The organism is Chishuiella changwenlii (assembly GCF_900142565.1).
In the GTDB taxonomy this organism is placed as follows: Bacteria; Bacteroidota; Bacteroidia; order Flavobacteriales; family Weeksellaceae; genus Empedobacter; species Empedobacter changwenlii.
The window spans coordinates 63,435-85,748 of the sequence record NZ_FRBH01000006.1; the positions used below are offsets into that span (position 1 = coordinate 63,435).

20 protein-coding genes are annotated in these 22,314 nt (G+C 30.2%); 18 read left to right on the forward strand and 2 right to left on the reverse strand.

The annotated features are described in order from the left end of the window. Positions 1 to 12: 12 nt before the first annotated feature. Both BUA86_RS08155 and BUA86_RS08160 read left to right on the forward strand, forming a co-directional pair. A complete protein-coding gene (locus BUA86_RS08155) occupies positions 13 to 477 on the forward strand; it encodes a GNAT family N-acetyltransferase (RefSeq protein ID WP_072931594.1) in 465 nt (154 codons plus the stop codon). A 130-nt stretch (positions 478 to 607) separates the two neighbouring features. After that, a complete protein-coding gene (locus BUA86_RS08160; RefSeq protein ID WP_072931596.1) occupies positions 608 to 1,483 on the forward strand; it encodes an AraC family transcriptional regulator in 876 nt (291 codons plus the stop codon). A gap of 81 nt (positions 1,484 to 1,564) precedes the next feature. Here the strand turns inward: BUA86_RS08160 and BUA86_RS08165 are convergent, their stop codons facing one another. Beyond that, a complete protein-coding gene (locus BUA86_RS08165) occupies positions 1,565 to 1,771 on the reverse strand; it encodes a hypothetical protein (protein WP_072931599.1) in 207 nt (68 codons plus the stop codon). A 56-nt stretch (positions 1,772 to 1,827) separates the two neighbouring features. Here BUA86_RS08165 and hxlB point away from each other — a divergent pair, with 56 nt between their 5' ends. The 13 genes from hxlB (at position 1,828) to BUA86_RS08230 (ending at position 15,623) form a co-directional block, all read left to right on the forward strand. After that, on the forward strand, positions 1,828 to 2,400 hold the full coding sequence (gene hxlB / locus BUA86_RS08170; RefSeq protein WP_072931601.1) for a 6-phospho-3-hexuloisomerase: 573 nt from the start codon (positions 1,828 to 1,830) through the stop codon (positions 2,398 to 2,400). Between the two features lie 30 nt (positions 2,401 to 2,430). Then, complete coding sequence (hxlA, locus tag BUA86_RS08175) at positions 2,431 to 3,057, forward strand: 3-hexulose-6-phosphate synthase (RefSeq protein WP_072931603.1); 627 nt, start codon at positions 2,431 to 2,433, stop codon at positions 3,055 to 3,057. 210 nt (positions 3,058 to 3,267) lie between these two features. Further along, positions 3,268 to 4,686 (forward strand): NADP-dependent phosphogluconate dehydrogenase, encoded by a 1,419-nt coding sequence (gndA, locus tag BUA86_RS08180; RefSeq protein ID WP_072931605.1) that lies wholly within the window; start codon positions 3,268 to 3,270, stop codon positions 4,684 to 4,686. Position 4,687: 1 nt separating this feature from the next. Beyond that, complete coding sequence (zwf, locus tag BUA86_RS08185) at positions 4,688 to 6,196, forward strand: glucose-6-phosphate dehydrogenase (RefSeq protein WP_072932030.1); 1,509 nt, start codon at positions 4,688 to 4,690, stop codon at positions 6,194 to 6,196. 6 nt (positions 6,197 to 6,202) lie between these two features. Continuing rightward, a complete protein-coding gene (gene pgl, locus BUA86_RS08190; protein WP_072931607.1) occupies positions 6,203 to 6,919 on the forward strand; it encodes a 6-phosphogluconolactonase in 717 nt (238 codons plus the stop codon). Between the two features lie 102 nt (positions 6,920 to 7,021). Continuing rightward, positions 7,022 to 8,056, forward strand: coding sequence for a succinylglutamate desuccinylase/aspartoacylase family protein (locus BUA86_RS08195; protein WP_072931609.1), 1,035 nt, complete (start codon positions 7,022 to 7,024; stop codon positions 8,054 to 8,056). Between the two features lies 1 nt (position 8,057). Then, positions 8,058 to 8,375, forward strand: a complete 318-nt coding sequence (locus BUA86_RS08200; RefSeq protein WP_072931611.1) for a hypothetical protein — start codon at positions 8,058 to 8,060, stop codon at positions 8,373 to 8,375. An 88-nt stretch (positions 8,376 to 8,463) separates the two neighbouring features. Next, positions 8,464 to 8,892, forward strand: coding sequence for a hypothetical protein (locus tag BUA86_RS08205; RefSeq protein ID WP_072931613.1), 429 nt, complete (start codon positions 8,464 to 8,466; stop codon positions 8,890 to 8,892). 178 nt (positions 8,893 to 9,070) lie between these two features. Beyond that, positions 9,071 to 10,393, forward strand: a complete 1,323-nt coding sequence (locus BUA86_RS08210) for a M16 family metallopeptidase (RefSeq protein ID WP_072931615.1) — start codon at positions 9,071 to 9,073, stop codon at positions 10,391 to 10,393. A 15-nt stretch (positions 10,394 to 10,408) separates the two neighbouring features. Next, positions 10,409 to 12,451 (forward strand): M16 family metallopeptidase, encoded by a 2,043-nt coding sequence (locus BUA86_RS08215; RefSeq protein ID WP_072931617.1) that lies wholly within the window; start codon positions 10,409 to 10,411, stop codon positions 12,449 to 12,451. Between the two features lie 321 nt (positions 12,452 to 12,772). After that, entirely contained in the window at positions 12,773 to 13,606 is an 834-nt protein-coding gene (locus tag BUA86_RS08220; protein ID WP_072931619.1) for a 1,4-dihydroxy-2-naphthoyl-CoA synthase, read from the forward strand. Between the two features lie 147 nt (positions 13,607 to 13,753). Next, positions 13,754 to 14,869 carry a sensor histidine kinase gene (locus BUA86_RS08225; RefSeq protein WP_072931621.1) on the forward strand — a complete coding sequence of 372 codons (1,116 nt, stop codon included), beginning with the start codon at positions 13,754 to 13,756 and terminating at the stop codon, positions 14,867 to 14,869. Beyond that, entirely contained in the window at positions 14,859 to 15,623 is a 765-nt protein-coding gene (locus tag BUA86_RS08230; protein ID WP_072931623.1) for a LytR/AlgR family response regulator transcription factor, read from the forward strand. Before BUA86_RS08225 ends, BUA86_RS08230 begins: the two co-directional genes overlap by 11 nt. Positions 15,624 to 15,679: 56 nt before the next feature. On the opposite strand, the gene BUA86_RS08235 is transcribed toward BUA86_RS08230, so the two are convergent. Then, entirely contained in the window at positions 15,680 to 16,276 is a 597-nt protein-coding gene (locus BUA86_RS08235) for a porin family protein (RefSeq protein ID WP_072931625.1), read from the reverse strand. Positions 16,277 to 16,554: 278 nt separating this feature from the next. On the opposite strand from BUA86_RS08235, the gene BUA86_RS08240 reads away from it, so the two are divergent. From BUA86_RS08240 to BUA86_RS08250, 3 genes are read left to right on the forward strand one after another with little or no spacing between them, the layout of a single operon-like run. After that, positions 16,555 to 17,667, forward strand: coding sequence for an efflux RND transporter periplasmic adaptor subunit (locus BUA86_RS08240; protein ID WP_072931627.1), 1,113 nt, complete (start codon positions 16,555 to 16,557; stop codon positions 17,665 to 17,667). Positions 17,668 to 17,695: 28 nt separating this feature from the next. Then, positions 17,696 to 20,857: an efflux RND transporter permease subunit gene (locus BUA86_RS08245; protein WP_072931629.1), complete on the forward strand. Its 3,162-nt coding sequence runs from the start codon at positions 17,696 to 17,698 to the stop codon at positions 20,855 to 20,857. Beyond that, on the forward strand, positions 20,844 to 22,259 hold the full coding sequence (locus BUA86_RS08250; RefSeq protein WP_072932032.1) for an efflux transporter outer membrane subunit: 1,416 nt from the start codon (positions 20,844 to 20,846) through the stop codon (positions 22,257 to 22,259). Before BUA86_RS08245 ends, BUA86_RS08250 begins: the two co-directional genes overlap by 14 nt. Positions 22,260 to 22,314 lie beyond the last annotated feature (55 nt).

The following is a 22,314-nucleotide window of genomic DNA, read 5'->3' on the forward strand; positions in this document are numbered from 1 at the left end:
ACTATATAGAAAATGAAATTGCTAGAACAGAATGAGTTAAATAGTTTAGAAATAAGAGATTTATGGCATTTATGGAATAATGAATATCCTGTTCAATTAAACTATGAAAAATTAGAAGATTTTGAAAAATATTTAGAAAGTTTAGAAAATTGTTTTAATATATTACTAATTGATTGTGGAGAAATTATAGGTTGGTCTTTTTCTTTTAATAGGGAAGATGAAAGATGGTTTGGGATAATTATATCTGAAGACTATCAAAGCAAGAGATATGGTTCCTTAATGTTAAATAAATTGAAAGAGCGTGAAAGTCAATTAAATGGTTGGGTAATTGACAAAGCCAATTATTATAAAAAAAATAATACACCATATAAATCACCAATAAATTTTTATTTAAAAAATGAGTTTAAAATTATTAATGATTTTATCTTAGAAACTCCAAAATTTTCAGCAATAAAAATCACATGGAGTAATTCGTAATTAAAAGAAGTAATTCAAAATAAATAATTAATTAAAAGCCAGTATAGTTAGCTATATTGGCTTTTATAATTTTATTAGCTCATTAAAATTAAGTTAACTTTGTTCTACTTTATTAATAGGTTTTGAAAGAATGGAACAGTTAAAAATTAAACAATATTTAGAGAAAGAAGAGGATAAGAACTTATCATTTAGAGTTTTTGATTTACTTCCGGAAAATAAAATTATTCATTCAGAACCAGCTCAACGCGATCATTTTTTAATTCTTGTTATAGAAGCAGGAAAATTAGAATTATTAATAGAAGATAAAATACACTTTCTAAAAGCAGGAAAAATAGCTGTTATATTCCCAAATCAGGTACATTCTATTAAAAAGATGACACAAGATTTAGTTGGTAAAATTATTTTATTTGAAGAGGTTTTATTTTGTTCAGATATTTTAAAAAATGAATTAAGTGTTTACAATGTCAATTTATCTACACAATTAAATTGTACAATTTTACCTAATGAGCAATTTACAGAAAGCTTAAGAACAATAGAATTAATACAAGATGTTTACGAAAAACCGAGTTTAATTAGAAAAGAACAAGCACGTTTTAATATTAAAATATTTTTATTATCTCTTATAGAATCTGTTCATGGTCAACATCCAATTTTAGGACAACATTCATCAGATCAACCTTTATATGTTCAGTTTAAAACTTTATTAAATCAGTATTATAAAGAAGAACGCACAGTTCAGTATTACGCAGAGAAACTTTTTATAACGCCTAAAAAATTAAATTCAATCACTAAAAAACATTGTGGAGAAACTGCTATAAATGCAATTCATAATCGTATTTTGACAGAAATAAAACGTCAGTTAATGTTTGCCGATGTTACACACAAAGAGATAGCTTTTGATTTAGGTTTTAATTCTCCTGCAGCCTTAAATAAGTTTGTAAAATCAAAATTAAACGAAACACCAACACAGCTTCAACAAGAGTTGATGCAAATGTATAATGTTTAGAAAATACATTTCGACAAGCTTAATGTGACAATCCGTTTAAATTAGAAAATTAGAATGTATAGAGTGAATGTCATTCTGAACTTATTTCAGAATCTCATTATACAATTTTTCTTCATTTTTCATTTCGAAAAATAAATCTAAAAGACAGAAAATTACACTGTAATTTTTAACTTTCCAACCTCCAACCTCCAACCTCCAACCTCCAACCTCCAACCTCCAACCTCCACTTACTAGGACTAAATGTATATCAAGTAGTCTTGTATGTATAATAACTTCACTATTACTCATTTTAACTTTGCTCTATCAATAATCATTAATTTTTTAATGATGAAAAAGAGAGAAGAATGAGCATAAATAACACACATACAGTTGAAGAAGATTTAGAATTAATATTAAATGAAAATCTTCGATTATCTAAAGAATTAAATACTCAGCAAGTAGAAAACTTAATTAATGCGATAAACAATGCAAACAGAATTTTCTTTTTAGGAACAGGAAGAAGTGGTTTAGCATTAAAAATTGCTGCAATGAGAATGATGCATTTAGGTTTAAATGTATTTGTTGTGGGAGAAATAGTTACTCCAGCTATACTCGAAGGAGATTTATTAATCGTAGCATCAGGTTCTGGAACAACTTCTACTGTTGTATCTGCAGTGAAGAAAGCAAATAAACAACATGCGAAAGTTTTTGCTTTAACAGCAGACGAAAATAGTGAATTAGCACAGTTAGCAGATGAATTACTTCTAATAAAAGCTGCTGTAAAAACAGATTTTGGAGCTGCTGTATCTGAACAATATGCAGGTAGTTTATTTGAACAATTTACATTTCTAATTTTCGAAAGTGTTTTTATGTCTCTTTGGAAAAAATCTAGTTTAACAAAAGAAGATTTATGGCCGAAACATGCCAATTTAGAATAACAAAATTATTAATAATTAAATATTTAAGTCATGACAAAATTGCAAGTAGCGATTGATTTGCTTACAACAGAAGCAGCATTAGAATTAGCAGGAAAGGTAGCTCCTTATGTAGATATTATTGAGTTAGGAACGCCACTTATTAAGGCAGAAGGATTAAGAGTTGTAACAGCAATGAAAGAAGCTCATCCAGATAAATTAGTTTTTGCAGATATGAAAACTGCAGATACTGGTGCTTTAGAAGCAGAAATGGCTTTCCAAGCGGGTGCAGATCTAGTAACTGTAATGGGAACTGTAGATGATGCAACAATAAAAGGAGCTGTAGAAGCAGGAAAGAAATTCGGAAGAAAAGTTGTTGTAGATACAATTGGAGTTAAAAATCGTGTAGAAAGAGCAAGAGAAGTGATTGCTTTTGGAGTTGAGTTTGTAGAATTACATGCAGGTTTAGATGAACAAGCTTTACCAGGATATTCTGTACAAACATTAATTGCAGAAGGTAGAGAAGCTGGTGTAGCTTTTTCAATCGCAGGTGGAGTAAACATTGATACTATAAAAGATGTTGTAGCTGCAGGAGCAACTGTTGCTGTAGCTGGAGGAGCTATTTATGGTGCAGAAAATCCGGCTGAAGCTGCAAAAGCATTAAAAGAAGCAATTCAATAATAAAATAAATAAAAAAGGCTGTAGTATTTTCGATTCTTCAGCCTTTTTATATGCTCTTTTCTTAGTATCTTTAAACCCGGAATTAAAAATGATAATTAATTAGAACCACTTACAATTAATTTATCTTAGAATAATTCAATGCTTTAAACAATAAACAAACACCTCCAATTTAATTGGGGAAAACAATAGAAAAGGAAAATAAAATTTGCAATGAAAACATTTGATTTTGGTATCGTTGGTTTAGGTGTTATGGGACGTAATTTAGCCTATAACATTGGAGATAATGGTTACAACCTATTAGGCTTTGATGCAGATGAGGAAAAAAGAACTTTATTAGAAGATGGAGCATCACCTAATACAAACGTTAAAGGAGTACAATCTTTTCAAGATTTAGTAGACGGACTTTCTACTCCACGTAAAATCCTTTTAATGGTTCCTGCAGGAAATCCTGTAGATAGTGTAATAAAAGATTTAAAACCTTTATTACAAGAAGGTGATATTATAATTGATGGAGGAAACTCTTATTATAAAGATACAAATCGTCGCGTAAAAGAATTAGAAACAGAAGGTATCCACTTCATGGGAATGGGAATTTCTGGAGGTGAAAAAGGAGCTCGTTTTGGTCCTAGTATTATGCCAGGAGGAGATTTAAAAGCTTACGATGCTGTAAAACCTTTTCTTGAAGCTATTTCTACAAAAGTAGGAAACGATCCATGTACTGCATATATGGGGAAAGATGCTGCTGGACATTATGTAAAAATGGTACATAATGGAATTGAATATGCAATTATGCAATTAATTAGCGAAGCATACGATATTCTTCATAGAGGATTGGGATTAGATAATGACCAATTACACCAAGTTTTTAAAGAATGGAATGATGGAGAATTAAACTCATTCTTAATAGAAATTACACGCGATATTTTTAAATATAAAGATACAGAAGGTTATCTATTAGACTTCATAATGGATAAAGCTGGATCTAAAGGTACAGGGAAATGGACTTCACAAGATGCGATGGATTTAGGAGTTGCAATTCCTACAATTGATGCATCTGTTTCATCTCGTACAATTTCTGCTTACAAAGAAGACCGTGTTAAAGCTTCTAAAATTTATCCATCTCAATTAAATGATGTAGAAGTTGCCGATAAACAAGCTTTCATAGACCAAGTAAAAGATGGATTATATTTATCTATCTTATTAAGCTATGCACAAGGTTTAGCACAATTAAATAAAGCTTCGGAAGAATATAATTTAGCTATTCCTTTAAAAGATGTTGTAAAAATTTGGCGTGGAGGATGTATTATTCGTTCTGTGATGTTAGAAAAATATTACCAAGCATTTATCAATAATCCTGAATTAACAAATATATTATTAGACGAAAACATTTCGGCTTTAGCACAATCTAAAGCAGAAGCACTACAAGAAATTGTAATTTTCGGAATAAGAAAAGGATTACCAACAGCTTGTTTATCTTCGTCATTAGCTTATTTTGAAGCTTTTAAAACAGAACGTTTACCAATTAACTTGGTACAAGCACAAAGAGATTATTTCGGTGCGCATACTTACCAAAGATTAGACGTTGATGGTACTTTTCACACACAGTGGGACGAACAACAAAATGGGTAAGATGAGCAATAATAAAAATGTATCACCTACCATTTTACTCATCTTTGGAGCAACAGGTGATTTAGCAAAAAGAAAACTCTTTCCTGCTTTTTATAACCTGTTTTTAGAAGGTAGAATGCCAAAGCAATTTCAGATAATTGCTTTAGGTAGAAGAGATAACGATAGCGAAAAATTTAGAGATTATATAAAAGATAATCTAAACGAATTTTCGAGAAATAAAGTTGATTCTGATGAGGTTTGGGAAAAATTCTCACAGCAAGTTACTTATTTCAAACATCAATTAGATGAAGAAGAATCTTACAAAGATTTAGAAAAAGAATTAAAAAATATAGATGAAAAATTTGGTGTAAGAGCAAATAGATTGTTTTACTTTTCTATTGCACCATCATTTATTTCAACTGTTTCAGAATATATAAAGAAAACAGAATTAGCTCCAAATGCAGATCAAGATCGTATTATAATCGAGAAACCATTTGGGCACGATAAAGCTTCTGCAATAGAATTAAATGAGTTATTAACTAAAACATTTAAGGAAGAGCAGATTTATAGAATCGATCATTATTTAGGGAAAGAAACTGTTCAGAATATTTTTACGTTCCGTTTCGGTAACTCTATTTTTGAACCTTTATGGAACCATAATTTTATTGAAAAAGTAGAAATTACGGTTGCAGAAGAAGTAGGAGTAGAGGAAAGAGGAGCGTTTTACGAAAAAACAGGAGCCTTAAAGGATATGATTCAGAACCATTTATTGCAAATTTTGTGCATGGTTGCTATGGAAAATCCCAACTCTTTTGAAGCTAAAGAAATTAGAGACAAGAAAGTTGATGTTTTACGAGCAATCAGAAGAATAAAACCAGAAGATGTAAGCAAATATGCAGTTCGTGGACAATATAAAGAAGGCGAAATAAGAGGAAAAGAAGTTGTTGCTTATCGCGAAGAGAAAGACGTTGATAAAGAATCTAACATAGAAACTTTTGCTGCAATAGAATATTATTTAGATAATGAAAGATGGCAAAATGTTCCATTTTATTTGAGAACTGGAAAAAGAATGAAAGAGAAACAGTCATACGTTTCAATTCTTTTTAAATCTATTCCTTCTAATAATTTTCCTGGAACAGAAAATATGTTAGCCAATAGATTGATTATTAATATTCAACCAACAATGGATATTCGTTTACAGTTTATGACGAAAAAACCAGGATTATCTATGGTTTTAAAACCAGGAGAAATGGTTTTCGACTACAATGATTGTTCTTCGGCAGATTCACCAGAGGCTTATGAAACATTGCTTTTAGATGCTTTATTAGGAGATCCAACTTTATTTATGCGATCAGATCAAGTAGAAGAAGCATGGGATGTTGTTGCATCTATTCAGGATGTTTGGGAAAATGAAACAGCGCCAGATTTTCCGAATTATGTTGCAGGAAGTTTAGGACCAGAAGCATCTGATTTATTGCAGACAAAACAAGGTTATAAATGGTTGCCTAATACAATAGAAAAACGAAAATAAATTCCTATGATAGAGATTTTTGATAAAAAAGATGAATTAATAAGTTATGTTGCAAATCAATTTGTTTCTATTGCTCAAAAAGCAATAGAAGAGAATGGTAAATTTGTTGTTGCACTTACTGGAGGATCATCTCCGATAGATTTGCATAAATTATTAGCAACAGATGAATATCAATCAAAAATTGATTGGGAGAAGGTTTATATTTTTTGGGGAGATGAACGTTGGGTTCCATTGGAAGATGATAGGAGTAATGCAAAAATGGCATTTACAACTTTATTAGATCATGTGAATATTCCACAAGGAAATATTTTTCCGATGTATAATGATGTTACTTCACCAGAAGAATATGCAATAGAATATCAGCAATTAATTAAAGAAGTTACATCTGAAGGAACGTTTGATTTAATTCTTTTAGGAATGGGAGATGACGGACATACGGCCTCATTATTTCCACATCAAAAAGTATTAGATGAGCAAGATAAATGGGTAGAAGCTTATTATTTAGAGCCTCAAAGCATGTATAGAATTACATTAACTGCTCCATTAATTAATCAAGCCAAAAATATTCAGATAATTGTTTTCGGAGAAAATAAAGCAAAAGCGCTTTATGAAGTTTTACAAGGAGAAAACAATCCAACAGAATATCCAACACAGTTAATAAAACCAACAAATGGTGAGTTAACTTTCTTAGTTGATAAAGCAGCTGCAAGTCAAACAAAATAGTTTTTTATTCTTTTAAGAAAAGATTAAAATCAATATATCATTTAATTAAAGTCTATAAATCTCTTAACTTGCAAGAGAATTATAGACTTTAATATTTTTTAGATGAAACATACTTTGATTGCCATGTTGATGCTTTTTTCTACTCAACAAATGAATGCACAAGAATTAAACTTACAATCGAACAAATTAAACGAAGGTATTCACGATTTTTCATTAAAATTAGAAGATCAAGATAAAAATGCAATACTTCCTATTCGTGTTATAAAAGGAAAAAATGAAGGACCAGTTTTTACTATTATTGCTGGAGTACATGGATACGAATATCCTCCGATTATTGCTGTACAAGAATTAATGAATGAAATTGATTATACGACATTAAAAGGAACAATAGTAATTGTACCAATTGCTAATACAGCATCTTTTAATGAACGTTCTGCATTCTACAATCCAATTGACGGAAGAAATTTAAATACCACTTTTCCTGGAAAAGAAAACGGTACAATTACAGAACAAATTGCTTATCAAATAACGAATAAAATTATTCCAGTTTCAGATGTTTTATTGGACATTCATGCAGGAGATGCCAGTGAAGATTTAATTCCATTTATATGTTATTATAACGCTGAAGATTATGCTAAACAAACAGCAGAAGCAAAGAGATTAAGTGAAAATAGTGGTTTTGAAAATGTTGTTTCTTATTCTTACACATTAACAAAGAGCCAACCAGCTTTATATGCATTTAAGCAAGCAGTACAAGACGGGAAAGTAGCTTTAAGTATAGAGAGCGGGAAATTAGGAAATGTACAAAAAGAGTCTGTTGCAGAAATTAAAAATTCTGTTTATTTAATGCTGAAAGATTTAAAAATGTACACTAAACAGAATTTAAAAACAGTAAAAAAGATTATAAATTATAATCAGCAAGCTTATATAAAATCAGATGTTCAAGGAATTTTTTATAGTAACTTAAAAGCTGGTGATGATGTAAAAGAAGGGCAAGTTGTTGGTTATGTTACAGACTTTTTTGGAAAGAAAATAAAAGAGTTTAAGTCACCTGTTACTGGAAAAATACTTTATAAAATAGGTACTCCACCAATTAATCCAAACGAAACAGTTTTCTGTATTGCTTATAAAAGTTAGAATGGGGTATAAAAAGGTTTGTTTAACGTGTAAATTATCATTTAATCAATCTTTAAATATTGGTTCAGATGCGGTTTATACGTGTGCTAATTGTGGAAATTCTATGCACCTATTAACACATAGATTTAGACCACCTAGAAAGGATGATAGTAAAGGTTGGGAAGTTGTTGAGTTTCTGATTACAAACGGATTTTATTATCAGCATATTTTCAAAATTGAAAATGATGTTTTGACAAATGTCTACGAAGATTATCCTGTAAAATTAGCAGATGCAAAAGAGTTTGTAGAGAAATATAAAGAGCAATCAATAAAGGAATGATTCTTTAATATCTAAAATATTTTAAAAAGAGCTCTACAATAAAAAAGACTACATCAATATGAAAGTAAAAATATATAATTAAAGATTAATGGAAGTATTAATATATGGTTCTAGAGAAATAGACATTTTAGATGTAAGTATTTCTGACATTCTTAATGTTATAAATAAAGATTTTTCACTGAATTATTGGAGTGTCTTGTGGATTGAGGCTATTTCAAAATCTAATAAATTTAATATATTAGAAATAGAAGAAAATGTAAATAAAAAGAAAAATATCTTAAATTTTAATAACAAAGATTTGATGATTTTTAATGAGAATATATCTATTTACAATGAACTATTTTTAATCGGTAATTATGAAAAAAATTATAATCCTATTCATAAAACAGATGCAGATATTTTTGAAAATAATGATATTGCCATTGAACTAATAGATAATTCATTTTGGGTTATAAAAACAAAAAATATTGATTTAGTAAATTCATTAATGGAATTACCTAGAGCTAAAATAGAATAGCTTAGTATACAACATAAAAGACACGATTTTTAAACATTTAATAATCATATAAAAGCTTGAAATTGTTTTGTCTTTTCTTATTTATTTTTATATTTTTTTCAACAAAAGTGTAACTTTTTTTCATTTTATGTTACTTATAATAGATAACGTTAGAATATAATCTAGAAAAACTATATAAATGAAGAAACTTCTTATGTCTGTTTTATTTGCAGGATCATTAGCTTTTGGTCAGCAAATAAAGTTTGATGAGTATACTTTACCAAATGGGTTACATGTAATCCTTCATCAAGATAATTCGGCACCTGTAATTACAACGGGAGTAATGTATCATGTTGGCTCTAAAGATGAACAAGTAGGGAAAACAGGTTTCGCGCATTTCTTTGAGCATTTATTATTTGAAGGAACTGAGAACATAAAAAGAGGAGAATGGTTTAAAATCGTTTCTGCTAATGGAGGTTCTAATAATGCAAATACAACAACAGATAGAACGTATTACTACGAGACATTTCCATCAAATAACTTAGAATTAGGTTTATGGATGGAGTCTGATCGTTTAAGACAACCAATTATTAATCAAATTGGTGTAAACACACAAAAAGAAGTTGTACAAGAAGAAAAACGTTCTCGTTTAGATAATCAACCTTATGGAAGATTTTCTTACGGAGAAGCTGTAAATCCTCATGTATTTAAGAAAAGTGGATACCGTTGGAGTGTTATTGGATCTTTTGAAGATTTAAGTAATGCAAAATTAGAAGATTTTCAACATTTTAGTAAACAATATTATGTGCCAAATAATGCTGTTTTAGTTGTTGCGGGAGATTTTAAAAAGGATGAAGCAAAGAAATTAATTGAAAAATATTTTGCAGTAATTCCTCGTGGAAATGATGTTGTAAAAACAGTAATTAAGGAAGATCCAATTACGCAAGAAGTTCGCGCAACAGAATATGATTCTAATATCCAAATTCCTTTATTAGCAATTAATTACCGTACAGCAGATAACAAATCTAAGGATGCTTATGCATTAGAAATGTTATCAAGTTATTTAACGGGAGGAAAATCATCTGTTTTATACAAGAAATATGTAGACGAGAAAAAAGAAGCATTACAAATCTTCGCTTTCAATCGTCAAATGGAAGATTACGGAATTTATTCAATCGGAATTTTACCTCAAGGAGATGTTCCGTTAGATAAGTTAGAAAAAGACTTACAACTAGACATAGAGAAAGTACAAAAAGATTTAATCTCAGAAGAAGATTATCAAAAAATATTAAATGGAGTTGAAAATGATTTTGTTTCATCAAAATCAGGTGTTCAAAATATAGCGCATGCTTTGGCTGATGCTTATATGTTGGGAGGAGATACGAATAAAATCAACGATGAATTGAAAATTTATCAATCTGTATCAAGAGAAGATATCAGAAATGTTGCTAAGAAGTATCTAAATAAAAATCAACGTGTAATTATTAACTATTTACCAGAATCTAAAAAAGCTGCTAAGTAAAAAACAACTGAAATTATGAAAACAAAAATATTATCACTTGCAATCGCATTCATGGCAGTTAGTTTAAATGCGCAGGTTACGATTCCAATGCCTAAACCAGGTCCAGCACCAACGATTAATTTAGGAAAATCAAACGAATTCAAATTAAAAAATGGATTAACGATTATTGTTGTTGAGAATAATAAATTACCAAGAGTATCAGCTACATTAACAATAGATAATCCTCCTTTTGCATTAAACGCAAAAAAGGGAGCAGAATCTCTTTTAAGTGAAATGTTAGGAACTGGAACAAAAACGAAATCGAAAGATGAGTTTAATAAGCGTATCGAGTTTCTTGGAGCAAGAGTTAACTTTTGGGAAGAAGGAGCTTCTGCAAGCTCATTAACTAAATATTTCAACGAAATTTTTGGTTATATGGCAGATGGAGCAATTAATCCTAACTTTACTGAAAAGGAATTTGCAGATGTAAAAAAACGTTACATCGAAGGATTAAAATCTAACGAGAAATCTGTAGAAAGTGCAGCTTCTCGTGTTTCGAATATTTTGGTTTATGGAAAAGGAAATCCTTTTGCAGAATTTGACACACCAGAACAAATCGAAAAAATTACACTACAAGACGTTAAAGATTACTACAATACCTATTACAAACCAAACAATGCTTACTTAATTGTTGTTGGAGATATTTCAACAAAAGACGTTAAGAAATTAGCAGAGAAAAATTTTAATTCTTGGCAAACTGGAAACTTGACAATTCCAGCTTTCCCTAAAGTTGCAGAAGTAACAAAAACTGAATTAAACGCGATTAATATGCCAAATGCAGTACAATCTGTTGTTTCGGTATCTTATCCAGTTCAATTAACAAAGAATGATCCTGATTATTATGCAGCACAAATTGCATCTACAATTTTAGGAGGAGATTTCAATTCTAAATTAAACATGAATCTTCGTGAGGCTCACGGATGGACTTATGGAGCTCGTGGAGGAGTTTCAGATTCTCGTTTCATTGGACGTTTCAATACAAATGCAACTGTTCGTAACGAGGTAACAGATTCTGCTGTTATCGAAACAATGAAAGAGATTAAAGGAATGACGCTAAACAAAATCGATCAAAAAACATTGAATGATGTAAAAGCGAAATTCTTAGGAAACTTTATTCTTACATTAGAGCGTCCAGAAACTGTAGCAACACAAGCATTAACAAAGAAAACAAATAAATTATCTGATAATTTTTATGCTGATTATATTAAAAATATAAATGCTGTAACAGTTGATGATGTATTACGTGTTTCTAAAAAATATTTCCGTCCAGATCAAGCTAAAATTAATATTACTGGAAAGTTAGAGCAAATAGGACCAGGATTAGAAAAATTAGGATACCCTATTACTTATTATGATGCTTACGGAAATAAAACAGATAAACCTGTTTCTGGTGCTAAAACAACAAATGTTACTGTTGCTCAAGTAACAGACAGTTACTTAAAAGCAATTGGTGGAGCGGATAAAGTAAAAGCTGTAAAATCATTGTCTCAAAAAGGAAAAATTGAAACAATGGGGATTAGCGGTGATTATACTAGAAAAGATGCAGCGCCAAACAAAACAGCAACATCATTCAGCATTCAAGGAATGACAGTGAAACAAGTTTTTGATGGTGTGAATGGTTATGTTAATATGGGACAAAAGATGGATTTGCCAGCAGAAATGACAGCTCCTCTTAAGAAAACAAATACTTTATTTGTTCCTTTATCAGAAGGTTATAAAACTGCAAAGGTTGAAGGTGTAGTTACAGAAAATGGAGTAGAATATTACAAAGTTGTAGCTTCAGAAATAGATCGTGTAGATTTTTATGACGTTAAAACAGGATTACTAGCCAAATCAGAACAAAAAATGAAATCTCCACAAGGAGATATGGTAACAACAACTGTTAATAAATTGTACAAACCATTTGGAGGAGTTTTAATTCCTACAGAAGTATTAACTGAAATGGGACCACAAACAATGAAAGTTGTTATAGAATCAGCAGAAGTAAACAAAAATGTAACGGAAGCAGATTTTAAATAAGAATTAATTCTTTTTAAATATTTTTCAGAAGAAAGGCAATCCAATTTTTGGATTGCTTTTTTTTATTTCAGATGGTATTTTCAATCCATAATAAAATGCTATTTTTGAGAAAAATTTGTAATAGAAGTTGTTTAAACTTTTTTAAGATTTATATTTTTTTCAATCCTAAGTGTCATTCTGAGCCTGTCGAAGAATAATTAAAGAGTTATATAAAATGTTTCGACAAGCTCAACATGACAAAGCATTGTAAAAATAGGGTCTAATTAAAAAATTATTGAATAAGATAATTTGTTTAAACAATCTCATAAATAAAAGAAATATATGGCAACTATAAATTGGCAAACAGTAAAAGAATACGAAGATATCACGTTTAAAAAGTGCGATGGAGTAATGCGTATTGCATTTAATCGTCCAGAAGTTCGTAATGCTTTTCGTCCAAAAACAGTTTTCGAATTGTTAGATGCTTTTCAATTAGCAGAAGAAGACAGAGAAGTTGGTGTAATCTTATTAACAGGAGAAGGGCCATCTGCAAAAGACGGAGGATGGGCATTTTGTTCTGGAGGAGATCAACGCGTTCGTGGAGCAAAAGGTTATGAAGGACAAGACGGTGTTGGACGTTTAAATATCTTAGAGGTACAACGTTTAATTCGTTTTTCAACTAAAGTTGTTGTAGCTGTTGTAAATGGTTGGGCGGTAGGTGGAGGTCATTCATTACATGTTGTTTGTGATATGACTTTAGCTTCTAAAGAACATGCTATTTTTAAACAAACAGATGCAGACGTAGCTTCTTTTGATGGTGGATATGGTTCGGCTTATTTAGCAAAACAAGTAGGACAAAAACGTGCACGTGAAATTTTCTTTCTTGGATTAAATTATTCTGCACAAGAAGCATACGATATGGGAATGGTTAATTTAGTAATTCCTCACGAAGAATTAGAGCAAGTTGCATTTGACTGGGCTCAGGAAATTTTAACAAAATCTCCTACAGCAATAAAAATGTTGAAGTATGCATTTAATTTAGTAGATGATGGTTTAGTTGGACAGCAAATATTTGCAGGAGAAACAACACGTTTTGCTTACGGAACAGAAGAAGCTGTAGAAGGAAGAAACGCGTTTTTAGAAAAACGTCCAAGAGATTTCTCTAAATTTAGATAATCACAATAATTTTGATTAACATATTTAAAGCGATACTTTTTAGTATCGCTTTTTTAATTAATTATTTTTACGAAATAAAGACAAACAATATCTTTTTCTATTATGTTAATAATATTCTTAGAATTACATTTGTTGTAAATATTTAATGTGTTTAAACAGAGAAAATATAAAATAAGGAATCAGAAAATTATTTCAGCTACAAAGAAACGATTTGTTTTATGGTTTATAGCTTTTATAACTTATTCAGTTTTTGCGTATCTTATAGATCCATTTAATCCAGATTTATATGATTTTCATCAAAAAACGATAGGAGATTTATTAATAGATTTTTTTTATGGTTTAGTTTTTTCTGCAATAATTGTTGAGGTAAGTATATTTATTGATAATATGCTAATTAAATATCTTCCGTGGAAGAATTGGAATACTAAAAGGTTAATTATACAATGTATATTTCAGATATTAGGAAGTATTCTTTTTGTTATTTCTTCATTAGCTTTTTTCGATTATATATTTGGTTGGTTACAAAATCTTAGTTACAAAGAAGAGTACACCATAATTGCTCAATCATTAGCATCAAATATTATTGTATCACTTTTAATCAGCACATTTAATACAGTAGATTATCTGGTGTATAATTGGAAAAAAACAGAATTATTAGTTTCTCAACATAAATTAAAAGTTTCCGAACATAAACAAGCGGCAACAGAAGCAGAGCTTCAGGCGATTAAATTGCAGATAGATCCACATTTTATTTTCAATAGTTTAAGTGTATTATCAGAACTTATTTTAAAAGATCAAAAACTTGGATACGAGTACTCAGAAAGTTTTGCGAAAGTTTACCGTTATTTACTCGTAAACTCTAAAAAAGATGCTGTAACATTAGAAGAGGAACTAAAATTTCTAGATTCTTATATTTATTTAATTTCGAAAAGATTTGAAGATGGTGTAGATTTTAAAATAGATATAGCATCTAATTATAAGAAGTTTTCACTTCCTCCATTGGCATTACAGTTTTTAGTAGAAAATGCCTTAAAACACAACCAAACTTCAAAGAAAAATCCACTTATTATAAAAATTTACACAGAAAATGATAATTATTTAATTGTAGAAAATAATTTAATTCCATTGGTTAATAAAAAAGAATTATCAGGATTTGGATTAAAAAATTTAATGAAAAGATTTGAATTTTTTGGAGATAAAAAAGTGATTATTTTAAACGATCAGAAAGATTATATAGCAAAAATACCATTACATGAAAATTAATACAGTTCTTATTGTAGAAGACGAAAAACCAAATTCGGATAGGTTACAAAGATTGCTTTTAAGTATTAGACCAAATATCGAAATACTATCGGTAGAGGACTCTATTTCTTCTACAGTTAATTGGTTAAAAAATAATGAGCATCCAGATATTCTTTTTATGGATGTACGACTTTCAGATGGATTAAGTTTCGAAATTTTTAATAAAGTTGAATTTAATAGTCCAGTTATTTTTACAACTGCGTACGATGAATATGCTGTAAGAGCTTTTAAATATAACAGTATAGATTATTTATTGAAACCAATAGAAGCAGAAATGCTAGAAGAGTCTTTAAAGAAATATGAAAACTTTTTTGAGATGGTTCCTTTAGTGAGTATGGCTATTGAAGGAGTCGTAAATTATATACAGACAAAAGAGTATAGAAAGCGTTTTCTTTTATCATACAGAGATGGTTACAAAACAATTCTAACACAAGATATCCTTTATTTTTATACAGAAAATGGAATAAGTAAAGGCGTACTTTTAAATGGGCAAACAGAAATTATTCCTCAAACCTTAGAAGAATTAGAAAAACAATTGGATCCAACTCAGTTTTTTAGAGCCAATAGACAATTCATTGTTCATATAGATTCTGTTAAGCAAATATCTAATTATTTTAATGGAAAATTAAAAGTAGAATTAAAAAAAGCTCCAGAAATGGAAGTGATTGTAAGTAGAGAAAAGTCATCTTTATTTAAATCTTGGATGGATTATTAGAAAAAAAAACGCCTCATTGTATTTTACAATGAGGCGTAATTTTTTATACTTTAAATTTATAAAGAATAAGCATATCCTAAAGATATAGCAACTCCTCTATTTTTAATTTTAGCAATGTTTGTATCTGCAATATCAGATAATCCTAAATTGTATCGACCATCAAGAATAATTTTTCCAGGACCAACTGGTAATGCTACTCCAGCTCCCATTTGTAAACCAAAATCTATAGTTTTTGTTTTACCATAAGCAGCTTTTACATTATCATTTTTACCCATCTGAAAACCAATTGAAGGTCCTGCATTTACATAAACAGGTCCAAAACTATATTTTGCTAAAACAGGAACTTCTAAATAATTTAAATTAAACTCTCTTTTTCCTATTGGTGTATTAAGTTTAGTTCCTTTACTAATAAAATTTACTTCGGGTTGTACAGAGAAATTTCCTAAACCAGTATTGATATTAACACCAACACCACCTTGAAATCCAACTTTTGATTTTTCACCATTTACATTTGTAATTGCTTGGTTAGAGATATTAATACCACCTTTTACAATAACTTCTAATGATGATTCATTCTTCTCATTCTTTACATCCTGTGCGTGAGCTCCAGCTAAACCAGCTATAAGAACTACTACTGTTAAAATTCTTTTCATTTTAAATAATTGTTATTTTTTCAACAAAACAAAACTATTGAGATGTCACTTTTGTATATCCTATTTTTATGGTGAAAATGAATAATTACGGCTTAAAACGTAAATAGAAATAGATGAAGTGAATTGAGGCTTTTTTACCTCTAAAAAGATGAAAAAATAGCAAAAAAAATTCAGGTTTGATAATAGACGTTTCATCCTTAAATATTTCCATTTCACTTATTTTTTTAGTAGTAAAAGCCTCTTATAGCTTTTAATTTGCGTCTTGAAATAAAAATATTATGAAATATAAAACAAGTTATTTTATATTATTACTAAGCACAACAGTAATGATATATTCTTGTAATTCTAAAGATAGTCAAGAGCAAGAACAACAAGCTGTTGCTATGTCAACAGATTTTATTCAGGTAAATGCGAGCAATGCCGATATATCAATTGGTTATCCAGGAAGTATTGAAGGACAAAATAATGTTGATATAAAGGCTCAAGTAACAGGATATCTTGAAGCAGTTTATGTTAAAGAAGGGCAGTATGTGAATAAAGGTCAAAATTTATTTCGCATCAATCCTTCTGTCTACAACGAACAAGTAAACAATAGCGATGCAGCATTAAAAGTTGCATTAGCAAATCAAGCAACTGCAAAATTAGAAGTAGAAAAATTAAAACCTTTAGTAGAAGGAAAAGTTGTTTCAGAAATTCAGTTAAAGACAGCTCAAGCAAGTTATCAAGCAGCGACAGCACAAGTAGCACAAGCGAAATCTTCTCTTGGTTCTTCTAGAATTAATGCCAATTTTACGTATATAAAAGCACCGGTTAGTGGTTATATAGGAAGAATACCAAATAGAATGGGAAATTTAATTTCGCCGACGGATGCTTCACCACTTACAACGCTTTCTAATATAAGTACGGTTAACGTTTATTTTTCTATGAATGAAGCAGATTACATTACATATAGTAAATCTTTAGCTCATAATAATACAGGACAAGTAGACTTAATTTTAGCAGATAATTCTAAATACCAATACAATGGTAAGTTAGAAATGGCGAGCGGTAGTTTTGATAAAAATACGGGAAGTATACAGATGAAAGCTGTTTTTCAGAACCCAGAAAAATTATTAAGATCTGGAGGAACAGCGAGAGTTTTAATTCATAGAAATGTTCAGGATGTTTTAAAAATTCCTAAATCAGCAGTGAAAGATATTCAAGATAAGTATTTCGTTTATAGACTAGAAGGGAAGAAAGTTAAAATGATAGCTGTTGAAATTTCAGAAGGTACTCCACAAGATTATTTTGTTTCGTCAGGCTTAAAAGCTGGTGATAAAATAGCTGTAAATAGAATAGACGTACTAAACGATGGTTCTGATGTAACACCAAAAGTGGTGTCGGTAAAGTAATAAAATGAACCATTCAAATAATTAAAAAATGTTAAAGAAAATTATAGATAGACCAGTTCTAGCTACCGTAATATCACTTATAATTGTGATATTAGGTGTAATTGGTCTAACGCAACTTGCTGTAACACGTTTTCCTGATATTTCTCCTCCAACAATTACTGTTTCTGGATCATATCCTGGGGGAAATAGTGAAACCGTGATACGTTCGGTTGTAACTCCATTAGAAGAACAAATTAATGGAGTAGAAGATATGGAGTATATAAAATCTACTGCCAGTAATGATGGTACATTTTCTATCTCAATCATCTTTAAACAAGGAGTAAATGCCGATCAGGCAGCTGTAAATGTTCAGAATAGAGTTCAACAAGCAACACCAATTCTTCCTCAGGAAGTTATTCGTATGGGGCTTACGACATCTAAACAGCAAAACAGTATGGTTATGGTATTTAACATTTATACTGAAGACAATGAAAAGTATGATGAAAGATTTTTGCAAAACTATGCAAGTATCAATTTAATTCCAGAAATAAAAAGGATAAAAGGAGTTGGTCAAGCACAGTTATTTGGATTAAAAGATTACTCGATGAGAGTATGGATTAATCCACAAAAAATGGCTACCTATGGTCTTGTACCTGCAGATATTTCTAATGCAATTGCTAATCACAGTTTAGAGTCTGCACCTGGTAAATTAGGTGAAGAATCAGATGCAGCATTAGAATATGTAATTCGATACAAAGGGAAAAAGAACAAACCGGAAGAATATGAGAATATTGTTGTAAAAAATGATGGAACGAATATAATTAGATTAAAGGATGTTTCGAGAGTAGAATTTGGAGCAATTTCTTATAGTGGAGATGGACTTACGAATGGTAAAAATGCTGTAACCATTGCCATTATGCAAACAACAGGATCTAATGCAAATGATATAGAAGTAGGTATTAATAATACCCTAGAAAAATTATCTAAATCGTTTCCACCAGATGTAAAATATGCGAAAGTAATGAGTACAAAAGAAAAACTTGATGAGGCAACAGGTCAAGTAAAATCGACTCTTATAGAAGCATTTATTTTAGTTTTTATAGTTGTTCTTATTTTCCTTCAAGATTTTAGATCCACTTTAATTCCTGCCATCGCAGTTCCTGTTGCAATTATAGGTACATTCTTTTTCCTACTTGTGTTAGGATTTACAATAAATGTATTAACATTATTTGCGTTGGTATTAGCCATTGGTATTGTGGTAGATGATGCCATTGTAGTTGTAGAGGCAGTTCACAGTAATATGGAAGGAACCAATCTTTCTGGTAAACAAGCAACGCACAAAGCAATGAACGAAATTACAGGTGCCGTAATTTCTATTACGCTTGTAATGTCTGCCGTGTTTATTCCAATTGGTTTTATGAAAGGTTCTACAGGAATGTTTTACCAACAATTTGCTTACACATTAGCTATAGCCATTATAATTTCTGCTGTTAATGCATTAACATTAACACCTGCTTTATGTGTTGTTTTTCTTAAGAATAATCATGGAGAAAATGCACATGGTTCTAAAAAGGGATTTACACAAAAGTTTTCAGCAGCTTTTAATGCAGGTTTTAATAATATGACAGAGCGTTATATTGGTGGTCTACGATTTTTAGTAAAAAGAAAATTAATTGCTTTTGGTTTAGTAGCCGCTGTAATTGGTGGATCTGTTTGGTTTATGACAAGTACTCCTAAAAGTTTTGTTCCAATGGAAGATGATGGTTTAATCATGTACATGGTAACTATGCCTCCAGGAACAGCTCTTAACAAAACAACAGAAGTTACAGAGAAAGCTAATTCACTTATAAAAACCATAGATGCTGTAGAAAGTAATACATCTATTACAGGGTTTAATCTTTTAAGTAATAGTGCTGGACCAGCTTATGCTATGGGATTTGTTAAATTAAAATCTAAAAAAGAAAGAGGAGAGATTAAAGACATAGAGGAGGTAATGAACAAGTTAAACGAAAAACTATCTGTTATAAAAGAAGGAACAGTTCTTACGTTTAGAATGCCTCCTGTAGAAGGTTATGGTGTAAGTAGTGATGCTGAGGTTGTGTTACAAGACAGAATGGGACGAGATCCTAAAGTATTAAAAGCAAAAGCAGACGAACTAATAGGACAATTAATGCAATTACCAGAGGTAGGTTTTGCTTACACAATGTTTAGAGCAGATTATCCTCAATTAGAGTTAGAAGTTAACGAAGATAAAGCAGATCAATTAGGTGTAAATGTTTCGAGTTTATTAGAAACAATTCAAACTTATTTTGCTGGAGATCAATCTCAAAATTTCTCACGATTCGGAAAGTTTTATAGAGTAAATATAAAAGCAGACGGAATATTTAGAATGGATGAAACTGCTTTTAATGATATTTTTGTGAAGAGTAATACGGGAGAAATGGTTCCTGCTAATACCTTAATAAAACTTCATAAAGTATACGGACCAGAATCTGTGCAACGATATAATCTTTACAATTCATTAAATATAAATGTATCTCCAAAGCCAGGAATTAGTAATGGAGAGTTAATTACAAAAATTGAAGAAACGCTAAATAAATTACCTTCAGATTATAGTTACGAATGGACAGGATTAAGCTTGGAGGAAAAATCTTCTAGTGGACAAACTATTATGATTTTCGGATTGTGTTTGTTATTTGTTTACTTATTATTATCGGCGCAATATGAAAGTTATGTTTTACCATTAGCTGTAATGCTTTCTATACCAACAGGTATTATTGGTGCATTCTTAGGAATAAAAGCAATTGGATTCGATAATAATATTTATGTACAGGTCGGGCTTATTATGTTAATTGGACTTCTGGCGAAAAATGCAATTTTAATTGTAGAGTTTGCGGTTCAAAAAAGAAAGTCGGGCTTATCTATTGTAGAGTCTGCTTTACAAGGAGCCAAAGCTCGTTTAAGACCAATTATTATGACTTCTTTAGCTTTTATAGTTGGTATGATTCCTTTAATGATTTCTGCTGGAGGTATGGCTTCTGGTAATAAATCAATTAGTATTAGTGCAGCAATGGGAATGTTAAGTGGTGTTGTATTAGGAGTATTTGTAATTCCAGTATTGTATATGTTTTTTCAATATATAGATGAAAAAATATCACCAAAGAAAAATATTTCTGACCAAGAAAATGAAATATCAAATGAAACTATTTAATGTAAAAAATATGCTTCTTTTTAGCGCAGTGTCATCAGCAATGATGTCCTGCGCAACAAGAAGTGAATATAAGAAAACTGAACTTGAAATTCCTGAAAATTATAAGGATCAACTTCAAGTTACAGGTGACACTGTTATTCTACCTTGGAAAACTTTTTTTAAAGATGAACAATTAATTGGTTTAATAGATAAAGCTTTAGAAAAGAACAACGAAGTAAAAGTTGCACTTAAAAATATAGAACAATTAGATTTAGCTTATAAACAAGCCAAACATTCTTTAATGCCAACCTTAAATTTTAGTGCTGGTGTAAGTAGAGCATGGGCTTCTCAGAATAGTTTAAATGGTTCTCTTAATGAGCAATTTACAGGACAAAAATATTTAGATGATTTTAGTGCTAATTTAAGTCTTTCGTGGGAGGCAGATATTTGGGGAAAAGCCAAAAAACAAAAAGAAGTAGCTTCTGCGGATTATTTTGCTCAAAAAGAAAATCTGAATGTTTTAAAAACCAGAATTATTTCACAAGTGGCGCAAGCCTACTATAATTTAATTAGTTTAGATAATCAGCTAGTTATAGCGAATAAAAATATTGAGCAGAGCGATGAAACATTAAGAATCATGAGATTGCAATATACTGCAGGTCAAATCAATTCTTTGGCTATTCAGCAATCAGAAGCACAAAAGAAAACAGCAGAACTTCTTGTGCCATTAGCAATACAAAATATCTCTGTTCAAGAAAATGCACTTAGTATCTTATGTGGAGAATATCCAGATAAAATTAGTCGAGCAAAAGAATCTAATTTCTTTAATGTGGAGACGAACTTATCTGCCGGAATTCCTGCCGAATTACTTAGTAGAAGACCAGATTTAAAAGTTGCAGAATTTAATTTAATTAGTTTAAATGCTAAAACTGGTTTAGCTAAAGTTGCGATGTACCCAAGTATTAGTTTGGCACCACAAGTTGGTCTTAACTCATTTAAATTTAATAATTGGTTCGATTTGCCTGGATCACTTACGAAAACATTAGCAGCAAATCTTGCATTACCAATTTTACAGAAGAAACAACTAAAAACAGCATTTGAAACAGCAGTGATAGAACAAGAAAAGGCAGCTATCAATTATCAACAAACGATGATGGTAGCAGTTTCGGAAGTATCAGATGCTATGGCTAAATCTCAAGGATCAAAAGATAGATTAAAGATTTTAGGAGAGAAAACTCAAATTTTAGAAAAGGGAGTTGATGATGCTTTAAAGTTATATAAAAGTGGTATGGCAACATACTTAGAAGTTATAACAGCACAAAACAACAAACTTCAAAATGATCTTGAACATATCAATGTGAATTTAGAAAGATTAAATGCTGATATCGATTTATATAGAGCATTAGGAGGAGGGATCGAGTAATCCTCTAATGTTTTTAAGTGTTTTTCAAGTTGCGAGGACAGAAGTAATTTTTTAC